The 23346-nt window shown below is 41.6% G+C and carries 24 protein-coding genes and 3 tRNA genes; 16 read left to right on the top strand and 11 right to left on the bottom strand.

The annotated features are described in order from the left end of the window. Nucleotides 1-5: 5 nt before the first annotated feature. Complete coding sequence (locus ACFQ1G_RS10160) at nucleotides 6-788, top strand: enoyl-CoA hydratase/isomerase family protein (protein WP_380739204.1); 783 nt, start codon at nucleotides 6-8, stop codon at nucleotides 786-788. A gap of 53 nt (nucleotides 789-841) precedes the next feature. Further along, nucleotides 842-1915, top strand: coding sequence for a PA0069 family radical SAM protein (locus ACFQ1G_RS10155; RefSeq protein WP_380739202.1), 1074 nt, complete (start codon nucleotides 842-844; stop codon nucleotides 1913-1915). 4 nt (nucleotides 1916-1919) lie between these two features. On the opposite strand, the gene ACFQ1G_RS10150 is transcribed toward ACFQ1G_RS10155, so the two are convergent. The 3 genes from ACFQ1G_RS10150 to ACFQ1G_RS10140 form a co-directional block, all read right to left on the bottom strand. After that, entirely contained in the window at nucleotides 1920-2576 is a 657-nt protein-coding gene (locus ACFQ1G_RS10150) for an HD domain-containing protein (protein WP_380739200.1), read from the bottom strand. Between the two features lies 1 nt (nucleotide 2577). After that, nucleotides 2578-3318 carry a lysophospholipid acyltransferase family protein gene (locus tag ACFQ1G_RS10145; RefSeq protein ID WP_380739198.1) on the bottom strand — a complete coding sequence of 247 codons (741 nt, stop codon included), beginning with the start codon at nucleotides 3316-3318 and terminating at the stop codon, nucleotides 2578-2580. A 129-nt stretch (nucleotides 3319-3447) separates the two neighbouring features. Further along, nucleotides 3448-3858 (bottom strand): BrxA/BrxB family bacilliredoxin, encoded by a 411-nt coding sequence (locus ACFQ1G_RS10140; RefSeq protein ID WP_380739196.1) that lies wholly within the window; start codon nucleotides 3856-3858, stop codon nucleotides 3448-3450. A 166-nt stretch (nucleotides 3859-4024) separates the two neighbouring features. Here ACFQ1G_RS10140 and ACFQ1G_RS10135 point away from each other — a divergent pair, with 166 nt between their 5' ends. Further along, entirely contained in the window at nucleotides 4025-4753 is a 729-nt protein-coding gene (locus ACFQ1G_RS10135) for a TerB family tellurite resistance protein (RefSeq protein WP_380739194.1), read from the top strand. Between the two features lie 4 nt (nucleotides 4754-4757). On the opposite strand, the gene ACFQ1G_RS10130 is transcribed toward ACFQ1G_RS10135, so the two are convergent. Next, nucleotides 4758-7046, bottom strand: coding sequence for a TonB-dependent receptor (locus tag ACFQ1G_RS10130; protein WP_380739193.1), 2289 nt, complete (start codon nucleotides 7044-7046; stop codon nucleotides 4758-4760). Between the two features lie 103 nt (nucleotides 7047-7149). Here ACFQ1G_RS10130 and ACFQ1G_RS10125 point away from each other — a divergent pair, with 103 nt between their 5' ends. The 3 genes from ACFQ1G_RS10125 (at nucleotide 7150) to ACFQ1G_RS10115 (ending at nucleotide 9080) form a co-directional block, all read left to right on the top strand. Further along, nucleotides 7150-7812, top strand: a complete 663-nt coding sequence (locus ACFQ1G_RS10125; protein ID WP_380739191.1) for a metal-dependent transcriptional regulator — start codon at nucleotides 7150-7152, stop codon at nucleotides 7810-7812. After that, the gene (locus ACFQ1G_RS10120) at nucleotides 7809-8630 is read left to right on the top strand and encodes a ZIP family metal transporter (RefSeq protein WP_380739190.1); all 822 of its coding nucleotides are present in this window, start codon (nucleotides 7809-7811) and stop codon (nucleotides 8628-8630) included. The genes ACFQ1G_RS10125 and ACFQ1G_RS10120 overlap by 4 nt, the downstream gene beginning before the upstream one ends. Nucleotides 8631-8738: 108 nt before the next feature. Beyond that, nucleotides 8739-9080: a hypothetical protein gene (locus ACFQ1G_RS10115; RefSeq protein ID WP_380739189.1), complete on the top strand. Its 342-nt coding sequence runs from the start codon at nucleotides 8739-8741 to the stop codon at nucleotides 9078-9080. Here the strand turns inward: ACFQ1G_RS10115 and ACFQ1G_RS10110 are convergent. The 4 genes from ACFQ1G_RS10110 to ACFQ1G_RS10095 form a co-directional block, all read right to left on the bottom strand. Then, entirely contained in the window at nucleotides 9077-9229 is a 153-nt protein-coding gene (locus ACFQ1G_RS10110) for a FeoB-associated Cys-rich membrane protein (RefSeq protein WP_380739187.1), read from the bottom strand. The genes ACFQ1G_RS10115 and ACFQ1G_RS10110 overlap by 4 nt on opposite strands. Nucleotides 9230-9241: 12 nt before the next feature. Then, nucleotides 9242-11341 (bottom strand): ferrous iron transport protein B, encoded by a 2100-nt coding sequence (gene feoB / locus ACFQ1G_RS10105; protein WP_380739185.1) that lies wholly within the window; start codon nucleotides 11339-11341, stop codon nucleotides 9242-9244. A 1-nt stretch (nucleotide 11342) separates the two neighbouring features. Then, nucleotides 11343-11573 carry a FeoA family protein gene (locus ACFQ1G_RS10100; protein WP_380739184.1) on the bottom strand — a complete coding sequence of 77 codons (231 nt, stop codon included), beginning with the start codon at nucleotides 11571-11573 and terminating at the stop codon, nucleotides 11343-11345. Nucleotides 11574-11711: 138 nt separating this feature from the next. Further along, nucleotides 11712-12377 (bottom strand): SCO family protein, encoded by a 666-nt coding sequence (locus ACFQ1G_RS10095; RefSeq protein ID WP_380739182.1) that lies wholly within the window; start codon nucleotides 12375-12377, stop codon nucleotides 11712-11714. A gap of 152 nt (nucleotides 12378-12529) precedes the next feature. Here ACFQ1G_RS10095 and rseP point away from each other — a divergent pair, with 152 nt between their 5' ends. The 4 genes from rseP (at nucleotide 12530) to ACFQ1G_RS10075 (ending at nucleotide 15727) form a co-directional block, all read left to right on the top strand. Next, nucleotides 12530-13900: an RIP metalloprotease RseP gene (gene rseP, locus ACFQ1G_RS10090; protein WP_380739180.1), complete on the top strand. Its 1371-nt coding sequence runs from the start codon at nucleotides 12530-12532 to the stop codon at nucleotides 13898-13900. 71 nt (nucleotides 13901-13971) lie between these two features. Further along, nucleotides 13972-15414 carry a bifunctional metallophosphatase/5'-nucleotidase gene (locus ACFQ1G_RS10085; RefSeq protein WP_380739178.1) on the top strand — a complete coding sequence of 481 codons (1443 nt, stop codon included), beginning with the start codon at nucleotides 13972-13974 and terminating at the stop codon, nucleotides 15412-15414. 114 nt (nucleotides 15415-15528) lie between these two features. Continuing rightward, a tRNA-Asn gene (locus ACFQ1G_RS10080) sits at nucleotides 15529-15602 on the top strand. Between the two features lie 51 nt (nucleotides 15603-15653). Next, nucleotides 15654-15727, top strand: a tRNA-Asn gene (locus tag ACFQ1G_RS10075). A gap of 136 nt (nucleotides 15728-15863) precedes the next feature. Here the strand turns inward: ACFQ1G_RS10075 and proC are convergent. The 3 genes from proC to ACFQ1G_RS10060 form a co-directional block, all read right to left on the bottom strand. Further along, the gene (gene proC / locus ACFQ1G_RS10070; protein WP_380739177.1) at nucleotides 15864-16670 is read right to left on the bottom strand and encodes a pyrroline-5-carboxylate reductase; all 807 of its coding nucleotides are present in this window, start codon (nucleotides 16668-16670) and stop codon (nucleotides 15864-15866) included. 276 nt (nucleotides 16671-16946) lie between these two features. Next, nucleotides 16947-17303 carry a hypothetical protein gene (locus ACFQ1G_RS10065; protein WP_380739176.1) on the bottom strand — a complete coding sequence of 119 codons (357 nt, stop codon included), beginning with the start codon at nucleotides 17301-17303 and terminating at the stop codon, nucleotides 16947-16949. 4 nt (nucleotides 17304-17307) lie between these two features. Further along, nucleotides 17308-18300 (bottom strand): DUF1028 domain-containing protein, encoded by a 993-nt coding sequence (locus tag ACFQ1G_RS10060; protein ID WP_380739174.1) that lies wholly within the window; start codon nucleotides 18298-18300, stop codon nucleotides 17308-17310. Between the two features lie 133 nt (nucleotides 18301-18433). Between ACFQ1G_RS10060 and ACFQ1G_RS10055 the strand changes: the two genes are divergently transcribed. The 6 genes from ACFQ1G_RS10055 to ACFQ1G_RS10030 all read left to right on the top strand — a co-directional run bounded on the left by ACFQ1G_RS10055 (nucleotide 18434) and on the right by ACFQ1G_RS10030 (nucleotide 23332). Continuing rightward, nucleotides 18434-18505, top strand: a tRNA-Arg gene (locus ACFQ1G_RS10055). Between the two features lie 165 nt (nucleotides 18506-18670). Continuing rightward, nucleotides 18671-19264, top strand: a complete 594-nt coding sequence (locus tag ACFQ1G_RS10050; protein ID WP_380739172.1) for a lipid-binding SYLF domain-containing protein — start codon at nucleotides 18671-18673, stop codon at nucleotides 19262-19264. A gap of 411 nt (nucleotides 19265-19675) precedes the next feature. Continuing rightward, entirely contained in the window at nucleotides 19676-21013 is a 1338-nt protein-coding gene (locus ACFQ1G_RS10045) for an OmpP1/FadL family transporter (protein WP_380739170.1), read from the top strand. A gap of 261 nt (nucleotides 21014-21274) precedes the next feature. Continuing rightward, the gene (sqr, locus tag ACFQ1G_RS10040; RefSeq protein WP_380739168.1) at nucleotides 21275-22504 is read left to right on the top strand and encodes a type III sulfide quinone reductase, selenoprotein subtype; all 1230 of its coding nucleotides are present in this window, start codon (nucleotides 21275-21277) and stop codon (nucleotides 22502-22504) included. Nucleotides 22505-22530: 26 nt separating this feature from the next. Next, nucleotides 22531-22839, top strand: a complete 309-nt coding sequence (locus ACFQ1G_RS10035; RefSeq protein WP_380739166.1) for a TusE/DsrC/DsvC family sulfur relay protein — start codon at nucleotides 22531-22533, stop codon at nucleotides 22837-22839. 16 nt (nucleotides 22840-22855) lie between these two features. Further along, entirely contained in the window at nucleotides 22856-23332 is a 477-nt protein-coding gene (locus ACFQ1G_RS10030; protein WP_380739164.1) for a DsrE/DsrF/DrsH-like family protein, read from the top strand. The last annotated feature ends 14 nt before the right edge of the window (nucleotides 23333-23346 follow it).

Genomic DNA, 23346 nt, shown 5'->3' with positions numbered 1-23346 from the left:
AAATTATGAAATTCGAGAACATTCTATTTGAACATAACGAAGGAATTGCAACTATAACTATTAACCGCCCTAAAAAGCTAAATGCGTTAAATAAAGCTACGATTCAGGAGCTCCACGAGGCATTTAGAGAAGCCCAAGATGAGGCTGAAGTGAAGGTGATCATCCTGATCGGAAGTGGTGAAAAAGCTTTTGTAGCCGGGGCAGATATTAGTGAATTCGCTGATTTTTCTCCGGAAGAAGGCAAGAAACTGGCAGCAGACGGGCAGCATAAATTATTTGACTTTGTAGCCAACCTTTCCAAGCCGGTAATAGCGGCAGTGAACGGTTTTGCCCTGGGTGGCGGACTGGAACTGGCAATGTCGGCACACTTTAGAATTGCCAGCGAAAACGCGAAAATGGGACTTCCGGAAGTTTCCTTGGGAGTGATCCCTGGATATGGCGGTACGCAACGTTTACCTCAACTGGTAGGGAAAGGCCGTGCTATGGAAATGATCATGACTGCGGGAATGATAGATGCCAGACAGGCGCTGGAATACAACCTTGTAAACCACGTTACCAACCAGGAGGATCTTTTGACCCTGGCTGAGCAATTAGCACAAAAGATCATGAAAAACTCCATGGTGGCCGTAGCTGGAGCGATCAAGGCAGTGAATGCTAATTATGAAGACGGGGTGAACGGGTATGAAGTAGAGATCGAACAATTTGGTGAGGCTTTTGGAACTGAAGATTTCAAGGAAGGGACTTCAGCCTTTCTTAATAAACGTAAGGCAGATTTTCCCGGCAGATAATCTTAACATGGAATAATTCCATTAAATAGGATATTTTCCTAATTTTGTTCCCGATGAAGGGGAACGAAATTATTAAAGGAAGGGGAGCACAGCACCAGGTATCCAATAGGTTTTTGGAGCTTTCTTATGAGATGCGTGATGATTTTTTAAATTACTGCGCCAGCGAAGGAGAGGAAGCTGTAGATTCCCGAACTACATTTATTGATACTTTTCCCAGGACAATAGTAAACAAAGTAACCAGCCCCGATGTGGGGCTGGAATTTTCTTTAAACCCGTACCAGGGTTGTGAACACGGGTGTGTTTATTGCTATGCCCGTAATTCTCATGAATACTGGGGATATGGACCAGGATTGGATTTTGAACAGAAGATACTTGTTAAGAGAAATTCCGTTGAATTGCTGGAGAAGAAACTCAGGAGCAAAAACTGGCAGGCAGCCCCTATCATTCTTTCCGGAAACACCGATTGCTATCAGCCTATAGAAAGGAAATTAAAGATCACCCGGCAACTGCTTCAGGTGTTCCTGAAGTATAAACATCCTGTTGGGATCATCACCAAAAATGCGCTTATTCAAAGGGATATTGATATTCTGCAGGAGCTTGCAAAAGACAATCTCGTGAGGGTGAATTTATCCATCACCTCTCTTGACGAAAAGACCAGGCAACTTTTGGAGCCCAGAACCGCCAGTATTAAAAAGCGTCTTCAGACCATTGAAAAGTTGCACGAAAGGGGCATTCCGGTCAATGTAATGATGGCTCCCATTATTCCGTCCATAAACAGTCACGAGATCCTGCCTTTGGTCAAGGAAATAGCTGAAAGAGGTGCGTGCGGAGTTGGTTATACAGTGGTGCGTTTGAATGGAGCTATTGGCGAAGTCTTTTCTACGTGGATTCGGAAAACCATGCCCGACAGGGCTGAAAAGGTTCTACACCAGATCGCCGAATGTCATAGCGGAAACCTCAATGACAGCCGTTTCGGGACACGGATGAAAGGGGATGGGAATATTGCCGATCAGGTGGCACAACAATTCGCAATAGCCCGTAAAAAATATCTTTCAGGAAGAGAACGACCAGCACTTAACCGTGCCTTACACGAACAATATAAGGATGGTCAAATGAAGCTTTTTTAGGAAGTTATTCAAGATCTGTTTCCCACTCGGCATAGAACTGCTCCAAAAACAACTCCATGAAACGATGTCTTTCTTCTGCTATTTTGCGTCCGGTATCAGTGTTCATGCGATCCTTCAGTAAAAAGAGCTTTTCATAGAAATGGTTGATCGTTGGGGCGGTGGAAGCTTTATATTCCTCTTTGGTCATGTTGAGGTTCGGCTTTATTTCCGGGTCATACAAAGCCCGCCCTTTATGGCCTCCATAATTAAAGGTGCGGGCAATTCCTATCGCTCCAAGAGCATCAAGACGGTCTGCATCCTGTATCACGTCTAATTCTGCGGAAGTGAATTTTTGGTCCACATTTCCGCCTTTAAAAGAGATATTTTCAATGATCTTCACCACGTGGCCAATAATTTCTTCGGAAACCTCCTGCTTTTTCAGGAATTCCCGCGCCACTTTCGGGCCAACACTTTCATCCCCGTCGTGAAATTTGGAATCTGCGATATCATGTAACAAAGCACCGAGTTCCACCACGAAATGATCCACTTCTTCTCCTTCAGCTATTTCCCTGGCATTTTTGACAACCCGTTGAATATGGAACCAATCGTGCCCTCCTTCGGCATTTTGAAGGGTTTCTTTGACAAAACTACGGGTGTTGTGGATGATCTGGGGTTTGTTCATTTTAGATTATATCTGCAGTGATGATTCTTTCAACTTTGGCAACGAGGTTTTCCGGAAGATCAGATTTTACCGGAATTGGCTCATGTACTTTGAATTTAAGATGCGTTCCTATCCCCATCGGAAAATTACCATATCTGAACAATTTCCAGGAATTGTTAATGGTGATGGGAACGATAGTAGCTTCGGGCATTTTTTTGAATAAAAGCTGAAGCCCCTGCACCGCAAATCTTTTTGGTGCTCCCGTACGACTTCTGGTCCCTTCAGGAAAAATTACCGCCGAACGGTTATTTTCATTGAGGTATTTTGCAAATCCCATAATGGCGGAAAGAGCCTGTTTCGAATCTTTTCTGTCAATAAGAATAGAACCTCCGTGTCTTAGGTTAAAAGAAATACTAGGAATTCCTTTACCAAGTTCCTTTTTACTCACAAATTTTGGATGCTGCTCTCTAAAGTGCCAGATTATTGGAGGGATATCATACATTCCCTGGTGGTTGGCCACAAAGATACACGGCCTGTCTGTCGGGAGTTTATAAGGGTTCTCAACATCATATTTAGTCCCCAGGATGTTAAGGCATCTAAGGAGCATAAAATTGAAAAGATCCACACTTTTTTTATGAGCGTCATAGCCGCCCAGTTTAAGGCTTACCCACTGGATTGGATGAAAGACAAACAGTGTAAGAAAGAAGAAGATGTAGAAAAGGACCGAAAGCGGATATGAGATTAGTTTCTTAAGTTGTTTCATTTGAATTGGGTTGCAAAAAACAGGTGCAATTTCTCAAATTAATAAGTGTTGGACAAGTAGGAATGGGAATTAAAAAAGGCTGTGAAAAGTATGTCTTCTCACAGCCTTAAAATCATTCAAACGAGAGGATTAGCAAAACTCGTTGTAAGCCTCAGAAAGGTTTTCTGCGATCATTTCAGCAGGACGACCTTCAATGTGGTGTCTTTCCAGCATATGAACTAACTCTCCGTCTTTGAAAAGAGCCATGCTTGGAGAAGATGGAGGGAATGGTACCATATAAGAACGTGCCTTATCTGTAGCTTCTCTGTCAACCCCGGCGAAAACGGTTACCAGGTTATCAGGACGTTTGCTGTTCTGTAAGGAGATACGAGCTCCCGGGCGTGCGTTTGCTGCTGCACATCCACAAACCGAATTCACAACCACTAAAGTGGTTCCTTTTTTGGCAATAGCCTCATCAACTTCTGCTTCTGTATGTAATTCTTGAAATCCAATGCTCGTCAAATCCTCACGCATTGGCTTTACTAATTCTGGTGGATACATATATTTTAAATTTTTATTAGATCTGTAAAGGTGCAAAGATACCAAATTATGTTCAGCTGGGCTAAAAATCTATGCCATAAAGGATTGGATGTAAGAGACCTTATTCAAAGACGGCTTCTTGAAAAGAGCTTGAAAATGTTATCTTTGCCCCTGAAAATTTGTACGCATGATCAAATGGATCGCCGCCATACTCGGCTTAATGTTCTACGGGGTCCGGGGAGCAATTTTAGGATTTATTATAGGAAGTATACTGGATAGTCTAACCTCGTCTTCTAGCGGAGGCTTCGGAACGTTTACCCAGGAAAGAAAGGTGACACCCGGAGATTTCGAACTACACTTGTTGTCACTTTCCGCTATTGTGATAAGGGCTGACGGAAATGTAAGTCAGCGGGAGATGGATTATGTGAGAATGTATTTCGTTCAATCCTACGGAAAGGAGCGTGCAAATGCCATTTTCAGAACTTTTAATGAAGTGGTGAACAAGCGGGAAATGAATGCGGCACGCATATCTCAATTTCTTGCTGTCAGGACTCAATATGCTGCCAGGTTGCAGATTGTTCACTTTCTATTTTCTATCGCCAATGCAGATGGTCATGTGAGTGAACCTGAAGCCCGAAAAATACGAGAAATTGCCGGCTACCTGAAGCTTGGCTCCAAGGATTTTGAGAGTATTATGGCCATGTTCTTCAAAACGACCGATAATGCCTATAAGATCCTGGAGATCGATAAGTCAGCTACCGATGCCGAGGTTAAAAAGGCCTTTAGGACCATGGCTAAGAAGTACCACCCGGACAGGATACAGCATATGGATGAAGCCTATATCAAAGGAGCTGAAGAAAAATTCAGGAAAGTTCAGGAGGCTTACGAACAGATTCAAAAAGAACGAGGCTTCTAAAGTTTTACTGAAGCAGTTTATTCCCGAATTTCAAACCAACGAACACTGTTCGTGGCCTTGATGGGCCATACACGTAATTAGCGTCCCGGTCAACCCCTATGTCAAAATCTTTCTGGTATTGGTTGAAAATATTCTGAACTCCCAGATTCAACTCAAGTTGAAAGCTTTTTGCCAGTTCAAAAATGTAGGCAGTTTTGAAGTTTACTTCCATGAAATCTTCTGTTTTTTCCAATCGGTCATTTTCAATGTAGCCTGCGAGGTGTGGCACATACATGCTGCCCGTATATACTCCCGAAAGATTGTTTTGCCAGTTCTTTACCGGGGCGTAGGTAAGTATGAAGTTTCCATAGATATTCGGCGATTTAAAGAAGTTCCTGGCGTTCTCAAGGGAAACAGATGGATCATCACTGAACTGCACGGGGGAATCATATTTCGCTTTTTGCAAAGTTCCTCCTAGTTGCAGGATCCAATCCTGATTGGGAGCGAACACTGCGTCCAGGTTCATTCCGTAGACATTGGCGCCTTCCCCGTTCCGTTTCTCAAAAACTGTTTCAGAAACCCTTTCCAGAACAAAAGGTTTTTCCAGCCTAGTGTAGAAGGTCTCAAAAGTAAGTCGGTAATTCTCATCCAAAGTGCTTTTGCTCCATTCTGCGGAAGCCAGATAACTGTGAGAAGTCTCAGATTCAAGGTTGTCTGAAAACTGAACCAAACTCACTTCTCCGGCTGCGATCCGGGCGTGAATATCTTCAGTAAAGACCTGAGGGGCCCTGAAACCTTTCGCGTAACTCGTTCTGAACTGAAGCTGGTCGTTTGCGGCATACAAAAGATTCAAACGGGGGTTAAAAACGACTTTTTCTTCCGCTACGTTGTGAAGGTCTGCACGTAATCCCCCTAAAACCTTAAGTTTTTCAGTAGCCTGCCACTCCTGCTGGGCATATAGTCCTAGTATATTCAGGTTTTGATCTATCCTGGCGTTATAACCCGGTTTGCGATCCTTCATAAGGTTGTTCTTGAATTCACTTCCGGCGGTAAAAGTGGCTGTAGATCCCAGAAAAATTTCCTGGTCAAATGAAAATTGTGTTCCCAGTAAGTAAGTATTGTCCAGGGAATTTCCGAAACCTTTCATGCTCTCTTCGAGAGTTTCTCCCTTTCCTCCGTAAAAATTCTCATTTCTGGATAGCTGGGCCGTTCCGTAGACAGAATATCGCAGATTCTTGTTTTTTGAAAAGGCTTCGTATGTAAGTCCCCCGCCTATGACATCACTTTCTATCTGTTCGGTGATATCCGTTTCAAATGGCTGAAGATGCAAATTGTTTCCGCCTCTTCGGAATTCATGGATAGTGTGAAAATCCAGGCTGATCTCACTGCGATCATTAGGTTTGTAAAATGATTTAAATCCGAAGGTTTTATTTTCCACCTGGGTGATTTCGGTAAATCCGTCATCATTATGGTCATAAGGGTTGCGATCGCGAAACATTCCGTAGACATTCAGACCTGCGTTATAATCATTTGTAAGAACGGTTCCGTTCATGGTTACAGCCTTGTCTGAAGATTCCGCGTTAATTGCCGCGACATTCCCGGCAACTTCAAAATAATCTTCGGTCGGCTTTTTAGTGATTATATTAATTGTTCCGGCTATGGCATTTGACCCATACAATGCAGACCCTCCTCCTCGTACCACTTCGATCCTGTCGATGGAATTAGCCGGGATCTGGTCAAGACCGTAGACTCCATTTAAGGCGCTGAATACTGGTCGGCTGTCGATAAGGATCTGGGAGTATGCTCCATCCAAACCATTCATGCGTACCTGTGAAAAACCACAATTCTGGCAATTGGTTTCCATTCTCAAGCCCGGTTGAAAGTTCAATCCTTCGCTAAGACTGATAGATTGGGTCGCTTTAAAATCTTTGGAGGAGGTTACCGAAACGATTACAGGTGCAGTATGCCGAAGCTGACCATTTCGGCTGGCAGAAATTACCACCTGGTCAAGTCCTGTGATGTCTTCTTGTAGGGAGAAGTCCATCGTTTGTTTTTCAGGACTCAATAGATCCAGGTGGTTTTTTATGGTTTTATAGCCAATGGCCTGAATAATTATTTCATAATGACCTAACGGAGCAGCGAGCGTATAATTGCCCGATTCATCGGACGTGGTCCCGATTTGTGTTCCTTCCAGAAAAATGTTCACAAAGGGAACCGGACTTCCGTTAGACGTCACTTTTCCGCTAACTTCAGCTTTTTGAGCCTGACATAATAAGGCGGATAATGTAAACAGTAGGGTAAAACAGATTTTCAAAGCACTAATTTTTCACAAAGGTATAAAGTAATTTTAGATTAGACTAAAAATTGTTTCTGAATGATAAAAAATGTAGTTTTGGCATGTAAAAACAAACCAATATATGTTTAGCCTTTCTGAAGAGAATTATCTGAAAGCTATCTTTCATTTAGAAAAGAAATATTCCGGCGGGGTGAGCACCAATGCCCTTGCGGAAGAAATGGAGACCAAAGCCTCCTCCGTAACCGATATGGTTAAGAAGCTTTCAGATAAAAAACTGGTGAAGTACCGGAAATATCAAGGAGTTACTTTGAGCGAGCAGGGAAGGAAAACCGCTATAGAGGTTATCCGGAAGCATCGCCTTTGGGAAGTGTTCCTGGTGGACAAACTAAATTTTGCCTGGGATGAGGTACATGATATTGCCGAACAACTGGAGCACATAAAATCTGAAAAACTGACCGAAGAACTGGATAATTTCCTGGGACACCCAAAAAGGGATCCGCATGGAGATCCTATTCCAGATGCAGAAGGCAATTTTAGAATAGCTAATAAGATGATCCTGGCCGATCTTGAGGAAGGGCAATCCGGAGTTTGCGTGGGAGTAAAAGATTCCTCTACCGAATTCCTTCGATACCTTGATAAGAATGATATTGCTCTTGGAAAACCAATTGAAGTGGTACACCGGGAAGAATATGACCAGTCTTTACTGATCAAAATTAACGAGAATGAATTAAGAATCTCAAAAAGCATTTCAAATAATCTTTTTGTAAAACCTGTTGAGTTATGAATTCGATAATAAACTATTTTGAACAATTAGATCCCGTGATGGCTGCCTTATATGCCACCCTGTTTACCTGGGGGCTGACTGCCTTAGGAGCATCGCTGGTTTTTTTCTTTAAGAAAATGAATCGGGCGCTTTTCGACGGAATGCTCGGGTTTACAGGAGGAGTGATGGTAGCGGCCAGTTTTTGGAGCTTGCTGGCACCGGGAATTGAAATGAGTGAAGGAGAGGGATTCATAAAAGTGATTCCTGCAGTAGTAGGTTTTGCGTTAGGTGCCTTATTCATCTTTGGACTGGACAAAGTGTTACCTCACCTGCATGTTAACTTTAAAATGAGTGAAAAGGAAGGGGTTAAGACGCCATGGCACAGGTCTGTATTACTTACGTTGGCCATTACCATGCACAATATACCTGAAGGTCTTGCGATAGGAGTGCTTTTTGGTGGTGCAGCAATGGGTCTGGAAGGTGCGAGTATTGGTGGAGCGGTTGCCCTTGCAATGGGGATCGGGCTCCAGAACTTCCCGGAAGGTTTCGCAGTGGCCATGCCATTGAGAGGGCAGGGCTTAAGCAGGTGGAGAAGTTTTAATTTTGGACAAATGTCGGCTATCGTTGAGCCTGTTGCGGCAGTGTTAGGAGCCTGGGCTGTTATGACCTTTGAACCTATCTTACCTTATGCCTTATGTTTCGCGGCAGGAGCAATGATCTTCGTTGTTGTGGAAGAAGTGATCCCTGAATCTCAGCAGGATCGCTATACAGATATCGCGACCATGGGATTCATTGGCGGTTTCCTTGTAATGATGACCCTGGATGTAGGACTGGGATAATCTGTCACATAAGAAGTTTTATTTCGTCTTTACTGTATGAAGAAACATGTGATTATCCTCTTGGTCTTAATTTTTAGTTCCATCATTTATTCCCAAGAACCGGAATCAATGGAGGTGGTAAAAGTCTTAAATGTAGGTGGTGAACTAAAAATAGGGCGAGAGTTACTGAATGATAAAACTTCAGTAAAGTTTATCAAGGTGATCTCTGATTCTCGATGCCCTGAGAATGTAGAATGTATCTGGCAAGGGGAAGCTGAGGTGTTGTTAGGAATTACTATAAACGAGAATTATTTTGAAAAGCAGATAGTAATTTCCGGAAGACTTGGACGAATTTTAAAATTCGGAAACCTGGAAATATTAATCTCCTACTTAGACCCTTATCCTACAACTACAAAGAAGACAAATCCAAAAGAATATTGCCTAGGATTAAAGCTGGTTACAGAATCTTAGTGGCAGCTGCCACATTCTACTCCGCAGGATTTTGTGTTCTTTTGAGCCTTTCCGAAGAGGAATTTTGGCTTATAGACGAACTTAGTGAACATGTATCCCACGGCTAAAAAGAAGGTTATAAAAACTAATATTTCCTGTACTAAATCCATACTGTATCGTTTTTAACTAAGTGTCTGAAATGCTGCCAGGGCTGCAAAATAGGCGATCGCTGTCATGGCTACCAGTTGTATCACCGGCCACTTCCAGGTATTTGTTTCCCGCTTCACAATAGCAAGGGTACTCATACACTGCATGGCAAAGGCGTAGAATAAAAGCAGACTTATACCGCTGGCAAACGTGAATAGTGGTCCTCCCAAAATCGGATTAATTTCAGAGCTCATTCGCGCCTTGATCGTCTCTTCCTCATCACTACCCACACTGTAGATAGTGGCAAGGGTTCCTACGAATACCTCCCTCGCTGCAAAAGAACTTACAATTGCTATACCAATCTTCCAGTCGTAACCTAAAGGTGCAACAGCCGGTTCAATGGCTTTTCCGATGTTTCCTATATATGAATGCTGAAGTTTAAAAGATGCGATCTTATTATCCAGCTCCGATTGTGAAATCGGGATTTCACTGTATTCCTTTTGCACGATCTCTTCGGCATTTTCAAATTCTTCCCCGGGGCCGTAGCTCGCAAGTACCCAAAGAATAATTGAGATCGCCAAAATGATCTTACCTGCACCCATTACAAAGGATTTGGTTTTTTCCATCACATTGATCCCTACATTTTTGAGCATAGGAACTTTATAGTTGGGCATTTCAATAACAAAGTAAGACTTGCTTTTTATCTTAAGTATTTTATTGAGTACCCATGCTGAAAAGATTGCCATTCCGAAGCCGAGCAGGTATAATAACATTAAGGTGAGTCCCTGCAGATTGAATCCTAAAAATGATTTTTCGGGAATTACCAGGGCAATAATTATGAGGTACACAGGTAGTCTCGCAGAACAGGTGGTAAAAGGCACAACGAGAATTGTGATCAGTCGTTCTTTCCAGTCTTCAATATTCCGAGAAGCCATAACAGCCGGAATGGCGCAGGCGGTTCCTGATACCAGGGGGACAACGCTTTTTCCGCTCAAGCCGAAACGCCGCATGGTGCGGTCCATTAAGAAAACCACCCGACTCATATAGCCGCTTTCTTCCAGAATTGAGATGAAAAGGAACAAAAATGCTATCTGTGGTATGAAGATGACGATCCCGCCTAAACCGGGAATGATCCCTTCTGCTATAAGATTCGTAAAAGCACCTGAAGGCAACAGCTCCTTTGTTAGTTCACTAAGAACCACAAAGGTGTCGTCGATAAAATCCATTGGATAACTGGACCAATTGTATATGGCCTGAAAGATCAGCATCAGGATCGCGAAAAAGATCAAATATCCCCAAACCTTATGGGTAAGGATCTTATCGAAAGTTGCCCTAAGACCTTTTGCGGCATTAACATCTACCGTCATGGTTTTTTTAAGGACACCATTTATGAACTGGTAACGAAGGATCGTTTCCTTCTGTTGCATTTTTTTTAATGTGCTGTGGTCTTTAGTAACGAAATCCTTGGTGTGTTCAAGGGTATTTCGGTTCACATTACCAAAGTTCACATCCTGGGTGATGACCAGCCAAAGCTTGTAAAGGGACTGGCTGGGAAAAGCATTTCGGAGCCTGTTGAAATATTCAGGATCCATGATGGATGCATTCAAACAGGGTTCGGTAGAAATGTGACGGTAATTAAGGATATGCTCCTTAAGCTGGTCAATTCCTGAATTTTTTCTCGCACTTACCAGTGCGATACGTGTTTTAAGTTCTTTTTCCAGCTCAGGAATATCAAGTGAAATTCCTTTGCGATCCATACGGTCTGCCATATTTATGACCAGGATGGTTGGTATTTCCAGATCCTTGATCTGGGTAAAAAGTAACAGATTTCTTTTTAGGTTCTCAACGTCACTTACCACTACGGCGACATCGGGGTGATCTTTGTCGTTCTTGTTGAGAAGCAGTTCTATGACTACGTTTTCATCGAGGGAGGAAGCGTTAAGACTGTATGTTCCCGGAAGGTCAAGGATATGCGCCTTTACATTACGTGGCAACTTGCAAACCCCTTCCTTTTTTTCCACCGTAATACCGGGGTAGTTCCCTACCTGCTGGTTAAGACCGGTAAGCTGATTGAAAACCGAAGTTTTTCCTGTATTGGGATTCCCAATTAGTGCAACATTGATCTGTTTGCCCATATTACGGGATTATTTCTATATGAATATTCTGCGCGGTTTCCTTTCTGATTGCCAGATGGCTTCCGTTGATGTTAAGGTACATGGGATCTCTAAAGGGTGCAGTTTGCACTAACTCCACTTCATTGCCTGGAAGGCAGCCCATTTCCAGAAGTTTCAGCGGAATAATATCTGCGGAAAATTCCTTAATGATACCTCGTTGGCCTCTTTTCAGATCGGCGATCGTGCTACTCAATGTTTATTTAGATTGAATTTAAACAAGGCAAAAATAAGGCAAAATTCAGGATTAGAAAAACTTGTAAAGGGAAAAGAAAGTAGAATTGAGTTAAAGATGATCTTTATCAGCAATCACCGCATTTTAAGACGGAAAGCTTTATTCTTTTTTTAAAACCTCTATATCGTGCATTAGCTCTTCGATTGCTTCAGCGTCTGTTCCGTCATAAAAGCCGCGAATGCGCTTCTTTTTGTCAACCAGCACAAAATTTTCGGTGTGTATCATGTCAAAAGGACCTGCGTCTCCCTGGCTTTTTGCTGCCAGATATGATTTTCTGGCCAGGTCATAGATCTCTTTTTTGTCTCCTGTGACCAGGTTCCATTTTTCGTCATTAATGCCCTTTTCAACCGCATATTTTTTCAATTGAGGAACACTGTCAGCATTTGGGATGACCGTGTGGGATAATAACAGAACTTCCGGGTCGTCTTTTAAACGCTCCTGAATTTGTAGCATATGATCTGTCATTATTGGACAGATGGTCAAACAGGTGGTGAAAAAAAAGTCGGCTACATAGATCTTGTCCTTGTAAAAATCCTGGGTAATGGTGTCTCCATTCTGATTATATAGTTCAAAATCAGAAATGGTATGATATTTTCTTACCTCCTGCATAGTGGAATCAACCAGTTCACTTGTCACCATGTTTGGCTGGTAAACAGGCAGGCGTTCTTTAGGCTTGAGGATATTATAAATGATGGTAATTATTATTGCCGAAAGAACAAAGAGAAAGATTCCGAAGAACTTATATTTCGCAAAAAATTTGAGCATAATATCACATTTAGCGCAAAATTACACTCTAAAAATCAATTTATAAGGCTGTATGCGGCAAAAAAGGGAAGTAATTTTTTCACTGGGGTTTTAAACTTTTGTAACAACCTTGAAAAGGTTACTTTTGTGCGATTTTAATTTTGAGAATGACTATGGATCCATTTTTTATAAAAGCCCTTCAACTAATTTTAAGTTTATCAATACTTATTGTTCTGCATGAATTGGGGCATTTCATCCCTGCAAAGATCTTTAAGACGAGAGTTGAAAAGTTCTTTCTCTTTTTTGATGTAAAATTCGCCCTTTTCAAAAAGAAGATCGGGGGTACGGTTTACGGGATTGGATGGCTTCCGTTAGGAGGTTATGTGAAGATCGCCGGGATGATCGATGAGAGTATGGACAAGGAACAAATGGCCCAGCCGCCACAACCTTGGGAATTCCGCAGTAAGCCGGCATGGCAGCGATTGATCATCATGCTTGGAGGTGTGACGGTGAACATTGTACTCGGTTTCCTTATTTATATGATGGTGCTTTTTGTATGGGGAAGTCCATACATCACTCCTGAAGATCTTCCGAATGGTTTTGCTGTTGATGATACTTTCAAGGAAATGGGATTCCAGGACGGAGATAAGGTCATTAAAGTTGACGGGGAAGAACTTAAGAATACTATTGATATCAATAAATACCTGATGTTGCGTGATGTGAATAATGTTACGGTTCAACATCCTGATGGAAAAAAAGAAACAATCTCTATTCCTGAAGATATCGGCTCAACCATGTTCCAGCAAGGGGTAATGCTTCCATTCGTACCGATGGAATATCCGATTTTGGATTCTATTACCGCTGACAGTCCGGCTGAACGTGCAGGTCTTCAAAAAGGTGACCGAATCATAGCGGTTAATGATACAGAGATAGGTTACTGGCATGAACTCACCCGTCAGGTAAAGGCGAGTCAGGATGAAGAGTTGAGACTGGTAATTCAACGTGAAGGTGAATTTGAAAGCATGGAGCTTGACGGCGAAGGCAAGAAATTACTGGCCGGCGGAATGAAAACCATTAAAATTACTCCAGATGAGGAAGGTAAACTGGGCGTTTATCCAAAGATCACAAGATTGAATATTCGTCATGAAAAATACAGTCTTGGTGAAAGTGTTGTTAAAGGATTTGATCTGGCTTATTGGACTTTACACGACTATGTCGCACAGTTCAAATATGTGTTTACCAAGAAAGGAGCTACCCAAGTGGGAGGATTTGGAGCCATTGGAGGTTTATTCCCTGATCAGTGGAACTGGCAAGCCTTCTGGATGACGACGGCCTTTATTTCCATTATCCTGGCCTTTATGAACATCCTGCCTATTCCGGCGTTAGATGGGGGGCATGTGATGTTCCTTTTATATGAAATGATCTCCGGAAGAAAACCAAACGAAAAGTTTATGGAATATGCCCAATTGGTAGGCTTCTTCCTGTTGATCGCCCTGGTTTTATTTGCTAACGGAAATGATATATACCGCTGGTTGTTTGAATAAGAAAACTAAAATATTCTAATTATACGAGCCGGAGATCTTCAGGATCCCTGGCTCTTTATTTATCTAATAAAATGAAAAAACACTTCTCAGTATCCGTACAATCCATATTACTGAAGCTTTCAGTGTTCGTTGTGCTGCTGAACAGCTGTTCCAGTACAGAAAACAGTACTACAGATCCGGTTCCTTCAAAAACTCCCGAGTCAATTGTGATCTTTACTATTAATGATCCGCATGGAAAGATTGAAAATTTCGCGAAGGTCAAAGCCATCATAGATGAGGAGAAAGAAAAGGAATCTCAGGTATTCTTCGTAGCAGGAGGAGACCTTTTCTCCGGAAACCCGATCGTTGATTTTCATCCAGAAAAAGGCTTCCCAATAATTGACCTTATGGGAAAAGCCGGTATGGATGTGAGCGCCCTCGGAAATCACGAATTTGATTACGGGCAGGATATTTTAAATGCCAGGATGCAACAGGCTACTTTCCCGTTCCTGTGTGCCAATGTGAATAATTCTGCAGGCGAGCTTAATGTGCCCAAAGGACAGGTGAATATTGAAAAAGATGGTTTTGAGATCGCATTTATCGGGGTAGTGGAAACCAGTTCTCCCGGTAATATTCCTTCTACGCACCCTAAAAGGATAAAGGGACTGGACTTTTTCGAAGGAGTTGAAGCGGTTGAACAGTACCGGGATTCCGCAGCCGTAAAAAATGCAGATCTTGTAGTTGCACTTACTCACTATGGTTCCAGAGGTGATGAAATGATCCTGAGAAATCATGATTTCGTCGACCTTGTGATCGGAGGGCATAATCATGACATATATAACAGGAAGGTTGCCGGTAGGTACATGGTTCAAAGCGGTTCTAACCTCAAGAAGATGACAAAGCTTAGTTTGGAAGTTCTTGAAGGGGAAATAGTGAATTACAATTATGAGTTGATTGATCTGGAAGAAAGGACTGAGGAAGACGCTGAAATGGCTCAATTGATCGCTGAATATAATAACCAGCCTGAATTCTTTGTAGAAATAGGGACTTCTATGCAGGATCATGACTCCAGGGAAACCGGTTGTTTTTATACTGATGCGCTTCGTACTATCACCGGGGCTGATCTTGTTTTTCAGAATTACGGAGGAATTCGTGCCGGACTGGACTATGGCCCGATCACCCCATTTGATATTTATACGATCGATCCCTTCGGAAATGGCTTGGACACATTTTCAATGACCGTTGCTGAACTCAAGAACTTTTTGATGGATCCAGAGGCGCCTTCTCTGGCTTATTCCGGAGTTAGGATCGCCAGAACCAATGGAAATATTACCATTTATGACAGCGAAGAAAATGTAATGAGCGATAATGAGGTTTTGGTAATTGGCATGAACGATTATATTTCAAATGTACATGCAGATAATTTTGCATCACCTGTAAAAACCTTTGAGAAAACCACGGCTGAGTATTTGATCGAATACCTTCAGGAATACCAGTCGGTAATTGATTATGAAGACTGTAATAACAGTATCTGATAGGCTATGGTTAGCTGCAGAAAAATTGAAGAATTTTCTTTTCTTTTTTTCTTGAATATTTAGCGAAAACCAAAAATTACATTATATTTGCAACCGCAAAATTGGTTGTGAAATTCCTCCTTAGCTCAGTTGGTTAGAGCATCTGACTGTTAATCAGAGGGTCCTTGGTTCGAGCCCAAGAGGAGGAGCAACAAAAAAGGAATTATCACCTTTTTAAAAACGATAAGACATATTGAAATTCCTCCTTAGCTCAGTTGGTTAGAGCATCTGACTGTTAATCAGAGGGTCCTTGGTTCGAGCCCAAGAGGAGGAGCAAAATACAGCCCCGCATTTTTATGCGGGGTTTTTTGTTTTTGGTCATGTCTACAGTTTTTATAGTTCCAAAATTCTAGTGAAATAAAAAAGCATCCCGAAGGATGCTTTATATGATATCTAATTGATTAAAAAGTTTAGTCTTCTTCTCCTAGCTCAACAGCACGGTTAAACGCAGCATAGGCGGCTTCTTTGATCAATTCCTTTACGTTGTTGTCATCCATTGAGTCCAATGCCGCTCTTGTCGTACCTCCTTTAGAGGCTACCCGATCCATCCAAAGGGTTGGAGACAGGTCATTTTGATTAAAGAGTTCGACCGCTCCTTCAAAGGTCTGGGACACCAATACCTTAGAGTCGTTTTTAGAGAATCCCATTTTCAAGGCTGCTTCCAGCATCGAATTCATGAAATAAAATACATATGCCGGTCCACTTCCCGAAATCCCGGTAGAGGCATCAATAAAATTCTGGTTTTTCACATGTATAGATTCTCCGGTGGTATCTAATAGGTTTCGCACCATAAGTAACTCTACCCTGGAAACCTCATCAGATTCTGTATAAGAGGTAACTCCTTTCCCTACCTGTGCAGGCAGGTTCGGCATTGTTCTGATCACTTTCTTGATTCCAAGGCCTTCCTGTATGGTCTCTATGGTTACACCGGCCATTAACGAGACAGCGATCTGCTCATCGTTCATCATGGGCTTCATCTTACCGAATAACTCTTCGCTATGGTATGGTTTAACCGCGAGGAATACAACATCTGCTTTAGGAAGAGCGTCTTCAAGGTTTTCATAGACGTCAAACATTCCCATTTCCTTTAATGAAAGGATCTTGTCTGGGGAGACATCAAAGACCATTAACTTTCTACGGTTTAAAAATGTTGAAGAGGCCATGCCTTCAGCATAAGTTAATCCCATATTCCCTGCTCCGATAACTAAAACTTTCATTTATTTTTTACTTTTAAAATTGTTTGGCCTGCTATTTCTTCAAGCAGACTATAATTTACGAATAAGTTTCTTGTCTTTACTGTGCAAAGACTGTACGGGGGCGTGAAAGAAAATGACTTTTTTAAAAAATCCGAAACTAAAAAGCCTTATCCCTTGTTATTTAAGGGGTAAGGCTGTTTTTAAATAAACTGTTGAAAAGTGCCAAACCGTCAGCTGCCGCTTAATTCGGAAAAAACGTCAGGTTTAAATCGTTTTTTGAGGGTTGATCTTTAGTGATTACTTCAAATCAGCTCCAACGGGAATGGTACAATCGTGATAAGGCTCTCCGTGTGGCGGATTTTTATCCGGTTTTTGATCTACTCTGATCGGGGAGACAGAAGTTGAAACCGGCTGGGCAGGAGTACTTGGTTGAGCTGTTGGCTGAGATCCGTCAAGCGGAGCGCCAACCGGAAGATCACATCTGTGTCCAGGAAGTCCGTGGGCAGGATTCACTTTTAGCCCTAGGTCTTCCCCCTCAGGAGCAGCCTGCTCGGTATTAGTGGTTGCTTTTTCCGCCTCTTTTTCAGAATTGTTACAAGAAACAAGACCAATGGCCAGGGCAGCCATAATAAAGGTTATTTTTCGAATTTTCATAGTGTTATTTTTTGTTGACAATTTGGTTCATTTCTTCCGAAGAAACATTTAACAGCCCAGAGTTTGGCAAACGACGGGTCATTTCCCTCCAGTTTTCATCTTCTTCAAATATAGAATGAAATAGTGGAAGTGCTTCATTCATACGCTTGGAATTTGCTAAAGCGACCGCGGTCCAGTATCGCATTTCCAGATTTTCAGGAAACATTTTCATGGCTTGTCCATATTGGGTGAGCGCTTCTTCAATATTATTTTTTTCCATAGCCAGGTCGCCTCTATTCATAAATTCATAAGCCCGGGCGACTTTTAAAAGGCGTTCCAATTCCTTTAAAGGTTCATCATGGTCATCAACACGCAAGTCGATTTTCTTGTCTTCCCAGCTGTTTTCTACTTTATCGGCTCCCACAACTATGATCGCAGCAGACTGTTTACCTCTTATATCCCCACCGGCCTGTTGGGCTGCCTGAAGCACTTTTAGAACTCTTTCGGCTAAAGGAAGGTCGGCATGGCTTCGGAAGGCTACCTCCATAGCAGGAACTACATCTTTATTCAACATCATGTTGGCCTGTACCGAAAAGTTTTGGCCTGTAATATCGGAAGCTGCTTCCACACATTTGGCTCCTGTAAATGCCTGGGTTCTTCCATTGGCATCCAAAAAGGCTACCTGGCGATACTCTTTTCCGGGATCCTGTGATACTAAAATCCCCAATGCCTCGGTGGCCGACTTTCCCTGCTCCATCAATTCAAGTCCCTGTGGTCCGTATGCCGGATTCACAAAACTCTGCGTGGCTACGACCCCAACACCTGATTTTCCCCATGGCACCACGCTGCCTACCGAAAACCAGTGGCTTTGTACTCCTACGGCCATTTCCCCGGTTTCGGCGTCTCTAGCGACAATTGAAAAGGTGTGGGCAAATGCATCTTTTTGAAAGTCATAGTCCTGGGCGGTTCCCGTCCATACGCATATAATTGCAAAGAGGAAGAAATAAAACTTTTTCATACGGAGAATTGTTTTCTTAAAAATAGAAAATTTTCCAAGAAGTTTAGGAATGCATTATACGAGCGGAAAAACACCGGAAAAAATGAGTTTTAGGATGGTGAAAGATTCAGGAAGTTTTTAAATTTGTTTGCCCGGCCTCGTAGTTCAATGGATAGAATAGAAGTTTCCTAAACTTTAGATCCAAGTTCGATTCTTGGCGAGGCTACGTTAGTTAAAGTCGGATGAATTACTTTTCATCCGGCTTTTTTTATGAAAGAAGTCTAAAAAAGCATGCTATATCATTAATTTTTAGTGAAATAACTTGCGGTTAACACTCTTCGGCGCAGATAATGTTTACATTCATTGGAATAACCAAAAAAAGGAATTTGTTATGAAACATTACATGAAGTTTTTAACCCGAATAATTCCGATTATCTTCCTTTTTTCAGCCTTACCATTAATGGCACAGGATCACGACAAGAAAGATAAAAAGAAAGATAAGGAAGAAGTTGTCGATCAAAATGAAAGACAGAGGCTTATAAAAGACTCTAAAAGAGCCAAGAAGGCCTTTATTGATGAAGATTCCAGAATTCAGGAACACCTTAATAACGCCGTAGGATATGCTATTTTCCCTAATGTAGGGAAAGGTGCCTGGATCCTGGGTGGAGCTGCCGGAAACGGAGTTGTCTTTGAAAATGGGCAGGTAGTTGGTTTTTCTGAGTTGAGACAAGTAGATGTCGGATTCCAATTTGGAGGTCAGGCATTTAGAGAACTCATTATTTTCAGAACCCAATCTGCACTTGATAAATTCAAGAAAGGAAACTTCAGTTTTGAAGGTAGTGCTTCCGCGGTGGTTTGGGATAAAGGAAAAGGAGAAAGCATCCAGTTCAAAGATGGAATAGGAGTAGCCCTAATGCCTAAAGCAGGAGCCATGGTTGGTATTTCAATTGGCGGACAGGAATTTGATTATCGGGACGCCGATTAATTTTAAATTTTAAAGAACAAAAAACCGGATCAATCGATCCGGTTTTTTTGTGCGTAAATCTTCCGGAAACTGACTTTCCTCATATTTTAATAAGATTTAATTGAGTAATGAAAATCTTATTTATTTGCAATTTTAGTGGAAAATAGACAAAATTATCCTATTTTATTGAATTATTTCTAGTTTTTTTTCTTGAATGTAACAAATGTTACACAATGCTTTTCTGCCGGCCCTTACCTTTATTCTGAAATTTTATCCGGTGTCAGAAATGCCAGATTTCCTTCTTCTTTTAACCGGTACAAAACAAATTTGTACGACCACTCATCTTGTCTTCAGAAAACAAATGACCGGATCAGGCTTTTTTGACTGCAAGCTGAAATTCTCTATCAAAATTCACCCTTTAAACATTACATTATGAAAAAATTTCATCTCACCTCGTTGTTGCTGCTGGTTGTCACCCTGGCTTTCGGGCAGGCCGGACATATCATGCAAGGTGTCGGTTCCAGCAATATGTCTATGGGCGGCGCCGCCACAGCCCAGCCAATTGACATCTCGGGAGCTCTCCAGTGGAACCCGGCAGCGATATCTAAGTTTAACGATACCAGAATTCGTTTTGACATCGGTCTTTTCTTCTCCTCTCCTGAGTTAAACAGTACTGTTCCTGAAATGGATCAAAATGGGCAGCCTACCGGGAATTATTTCAGCGGGACTACCAAGGATGATCGAGGGGTATCACCTATGCCTGCTTTAGGAGTGGTGTGGGGAAGTGAGGATAGTAAACACACTTTTGGTGCCTCTCTTTTCGGAATAAGTGGGTTTGGGGTAACCTTTCCCGAAAGCAATACCAACCCTGTCAATATGCCGCAAAGTATGGGTGGCTTCGGAAGAATAGAATCAGATTATATGTTGCTGCAAGGTGGGGTCACCTATGCTTATGAAATAACAGATAAGTTATCATTTGGCTTAAGTCCTACAATTAATTACGCTTCTTTGGAATTACTGCCTAACCCCACAGCTAACCCAACTTCAGCCGGTTACCCGGGGACTGACAGGGCTTCTGCTTTTGGTTTTGGAGGCCAGGTAGGTCTTTTCTATGGTGGAGACACCGGATTTAAAGCCGGGATTGCATATAAAACCGGTCAACACTTCAGCGATTTCGAATTTGAGAACACTTATTTAGACGGATCAACTTCCACTAACGAGTTTAATATGGATTACCCTGCAATTTTCTCTGTTGGGCTAGGATACTCTGCCGGCGCTTTTGATCTGGCTTTGGATTATAGACTGGTTGATTATGAAAATACCGATGGTTTTTCTGAAACAGGATGGACTGAAACAGCTGCAGTTAAAGGATTTGGATGGGAGAATATGAATGTGATCTCTGCAGGGCTACAATATAAAGGGATCCAAAAATTACCACTTAGACTGGGTTACACTTATAGCAGCGTGCCAATTGATAATAAAGTTACCTTCTTTAATATACCGGCGACAGCGATTATTAAAAATGCTTTCCAGATTGGATTTGGTTATGACGTATCTGAGAACTTCACCATAGATGCGGTTTACCATCATGGGGAGAGCAGCGAAGAAACTGCAGGATCAATATATCACCCAAATATGGCTCAGACTTATCCGCCATATGGAACCATTCCCGGAAGTGAGGTTTCTTATGAAATGACAACTGATCTTATCATGGTAGGTATCAGTTATAAATTTTCAAAATCTATTGCCGAAAAAGACAATCAAAATTAAACCCATTTAGAATCAAGAAAGCCAGATTTTTCAATCTGGCTTTCTCTAAAATTAATTCACTAAAAACTGATTTTCATCATTGTTTTACTCATAAACAATGATTATGAAATTATCATTTAATACGCTGTAAAGGTATGTAATTTTTATAATAAATAAATATTACAGATTAAATTTTAAATAATTTAAGTCTATTGTAACAATTGTTACATTATTGATAATGCTCTGATTGTATCTTTACTTCAGATTTTTAAAACGACTATCATGAAAAATTTAGTAATCCTTGGAGCCGGTACCGCAGGTACCATGATGGCGAACCATTTAAGACCGAAATTAAAGAAGGCTGATTGGAATATAACCATAGTAGATCAATATAAAACCCATTATTATCAACCAGGATTTTTATTTCTTCCCTTTGATATTTATACCGAAGATCAGGTAAAGAAAGTCGGGAAAAAATTCATTCCGAAAGGAGTTAATTATGTTCAGAAAAAGATCGATCAGATCTTCCCTGAAGATAGAAAGGTAAAACTGGAAGATGAAACCCTGAATTATGATATTCTTATCATCGCGACCGGGTCAAAGATCGCCCCTGAAGAAGTGGAGGGTATGAAGGGAAAGAACTGGCATAAAAATGTTTTTGACTTCTATACTTATGAAGGAGCATTGGCTCTTAGAAACAAGCTAAGAGAATGGGAAGGCGGTAATATGGTAGTTCATTTAACCGAAATGCCTATTAAGTGTCCAGTAGCTCCGCTGGAATTCGCATTCCTTGCAGATTCCTATTTTGAGAAGAAAGGCATGAGGGATAAGGTGAAACTCACTTATGTGACGCCTCTTTCCGGAGCATTTACAAAGGAGAAAAGTTCTGCGGCTCTAGGCTATCTTATGAAAGAGAAGAATATCAACCTGGAGATCGATTTTGCGATCGAAAGTGTGGATAATGAAAATAATAAGATCGTTGATTACGGCGGAAGAGAGGTTGAATATGACCTTTTAGTTACTATCCCTACAAACATGGGGGATGAGGTAATTGCACGATCAGGCATGGGAGACGATCTCAACTTCGTGCCGACAGACCATAATACTTTACAATCTAAAGAATATAAAGATGTATTCGTAATTGGTGACGCTACGAACGTGCCGGCCTCAAAAGCTGGATCTGTAGCACACTTTGAAGCGGAAACCCTTACAGACAATATCCTATTACATATTGAAGGCAAACCTTTAAAACCTGAATTTGACGGGCACGCTAACTGTTTCATTGAAACCGGAAAGAACAAGGCTTTGTTGATCGATTTCAATTACAAACAGGAGCCGGTTGAAGGAACATTCCCAATCCCAGGTTTAGGACCTCTGAAATTACTTAAAGAAAGTGTCTTTAACCATTGGGGGAAATTAGCTTTTAGATGGATCTACTGGAACATGTTGTTAAAAGGAATTCCCATTCCGCTGGTAAGCCGAAATATGAGTACAAAAGGAAAAAGACTTTAAAAAGAATAATTTAAAAATTAAATATCATGGAAACTTTAATCGCAGGATCAAACGTAAAAGTAAACGAAGAAGGTTATTTACTAGATTTTTCTCAATGGAACCGTGAGGTGGGAGAAGAAATTGCAAATGCTGAAGGTATCACAATGACCCCACGTCACTGGGAAGTTATTGAATGGCTTCAAGGACAGGTAAAAGCAGATAAGCCGCTTTCTATAAGAGGTATTAAAAAAAGTGGCGTGCTTGACATCAAAGAATTCTACGCACTTTTCCCTGGAGGACCACTAAAGATCTCAACCAAGATCGCAGGTGTACCTAAACCTAAAAGCTGTATCTAATTTAAAACCTACTAAAATGAGCAAGACGAAAGTAAAAAAGATGCTCTTCATCTTATCAAAAGCTACCATTGAAAACGTATATGCGGCTTTTGTAATGGCCAATGGGGCCAGAATGGAAGGCATTGAATCTGAAATATTTTTCACATTCTTTGGATTAGAAGCGATCCAAAAAAAGAAACTGAATAAATTACATGTTGCCACTGTGGGTAACCCGGCCATGCATATTCCTACTATGGTAGGAGGACTTCCGGGCATGGAAGCATTGGCGACCAAGATGATGAAAAAGGAAATGGAGAAACTTGATATGCCTCCGGTAGATGAATTCCTTGAAATCCTTTCCGCTTCAGGGGTGAAATTATGGGCATGTAAACTGGCTGTTGATATGTTTCATCTTAAAGAGGAGGATTTGATCGAAGATCTGGATGGGGTTTTAACCATCGGAGATTTTTATAATCAGGCCGATCAGGAAGGAACCCAAATGTTGTTTATTTAGCAATTGTCAGATAG

This window comes from Salinimicrobium gaetbulicola, assembly GCF_042676025.1.
Lineage (GTDB): Bacteria > Bacteroidota > Bacteroidia > Flavobacteriales > Flavobacteriaceae > Salinimicrobium > Salinimicrobium gaetbulicola.
The sequence above is the reverse complement of the archived record's forward strand: the minus strand, read 5'-3'. Positions and strand labels throughout refer to the sequence as shown.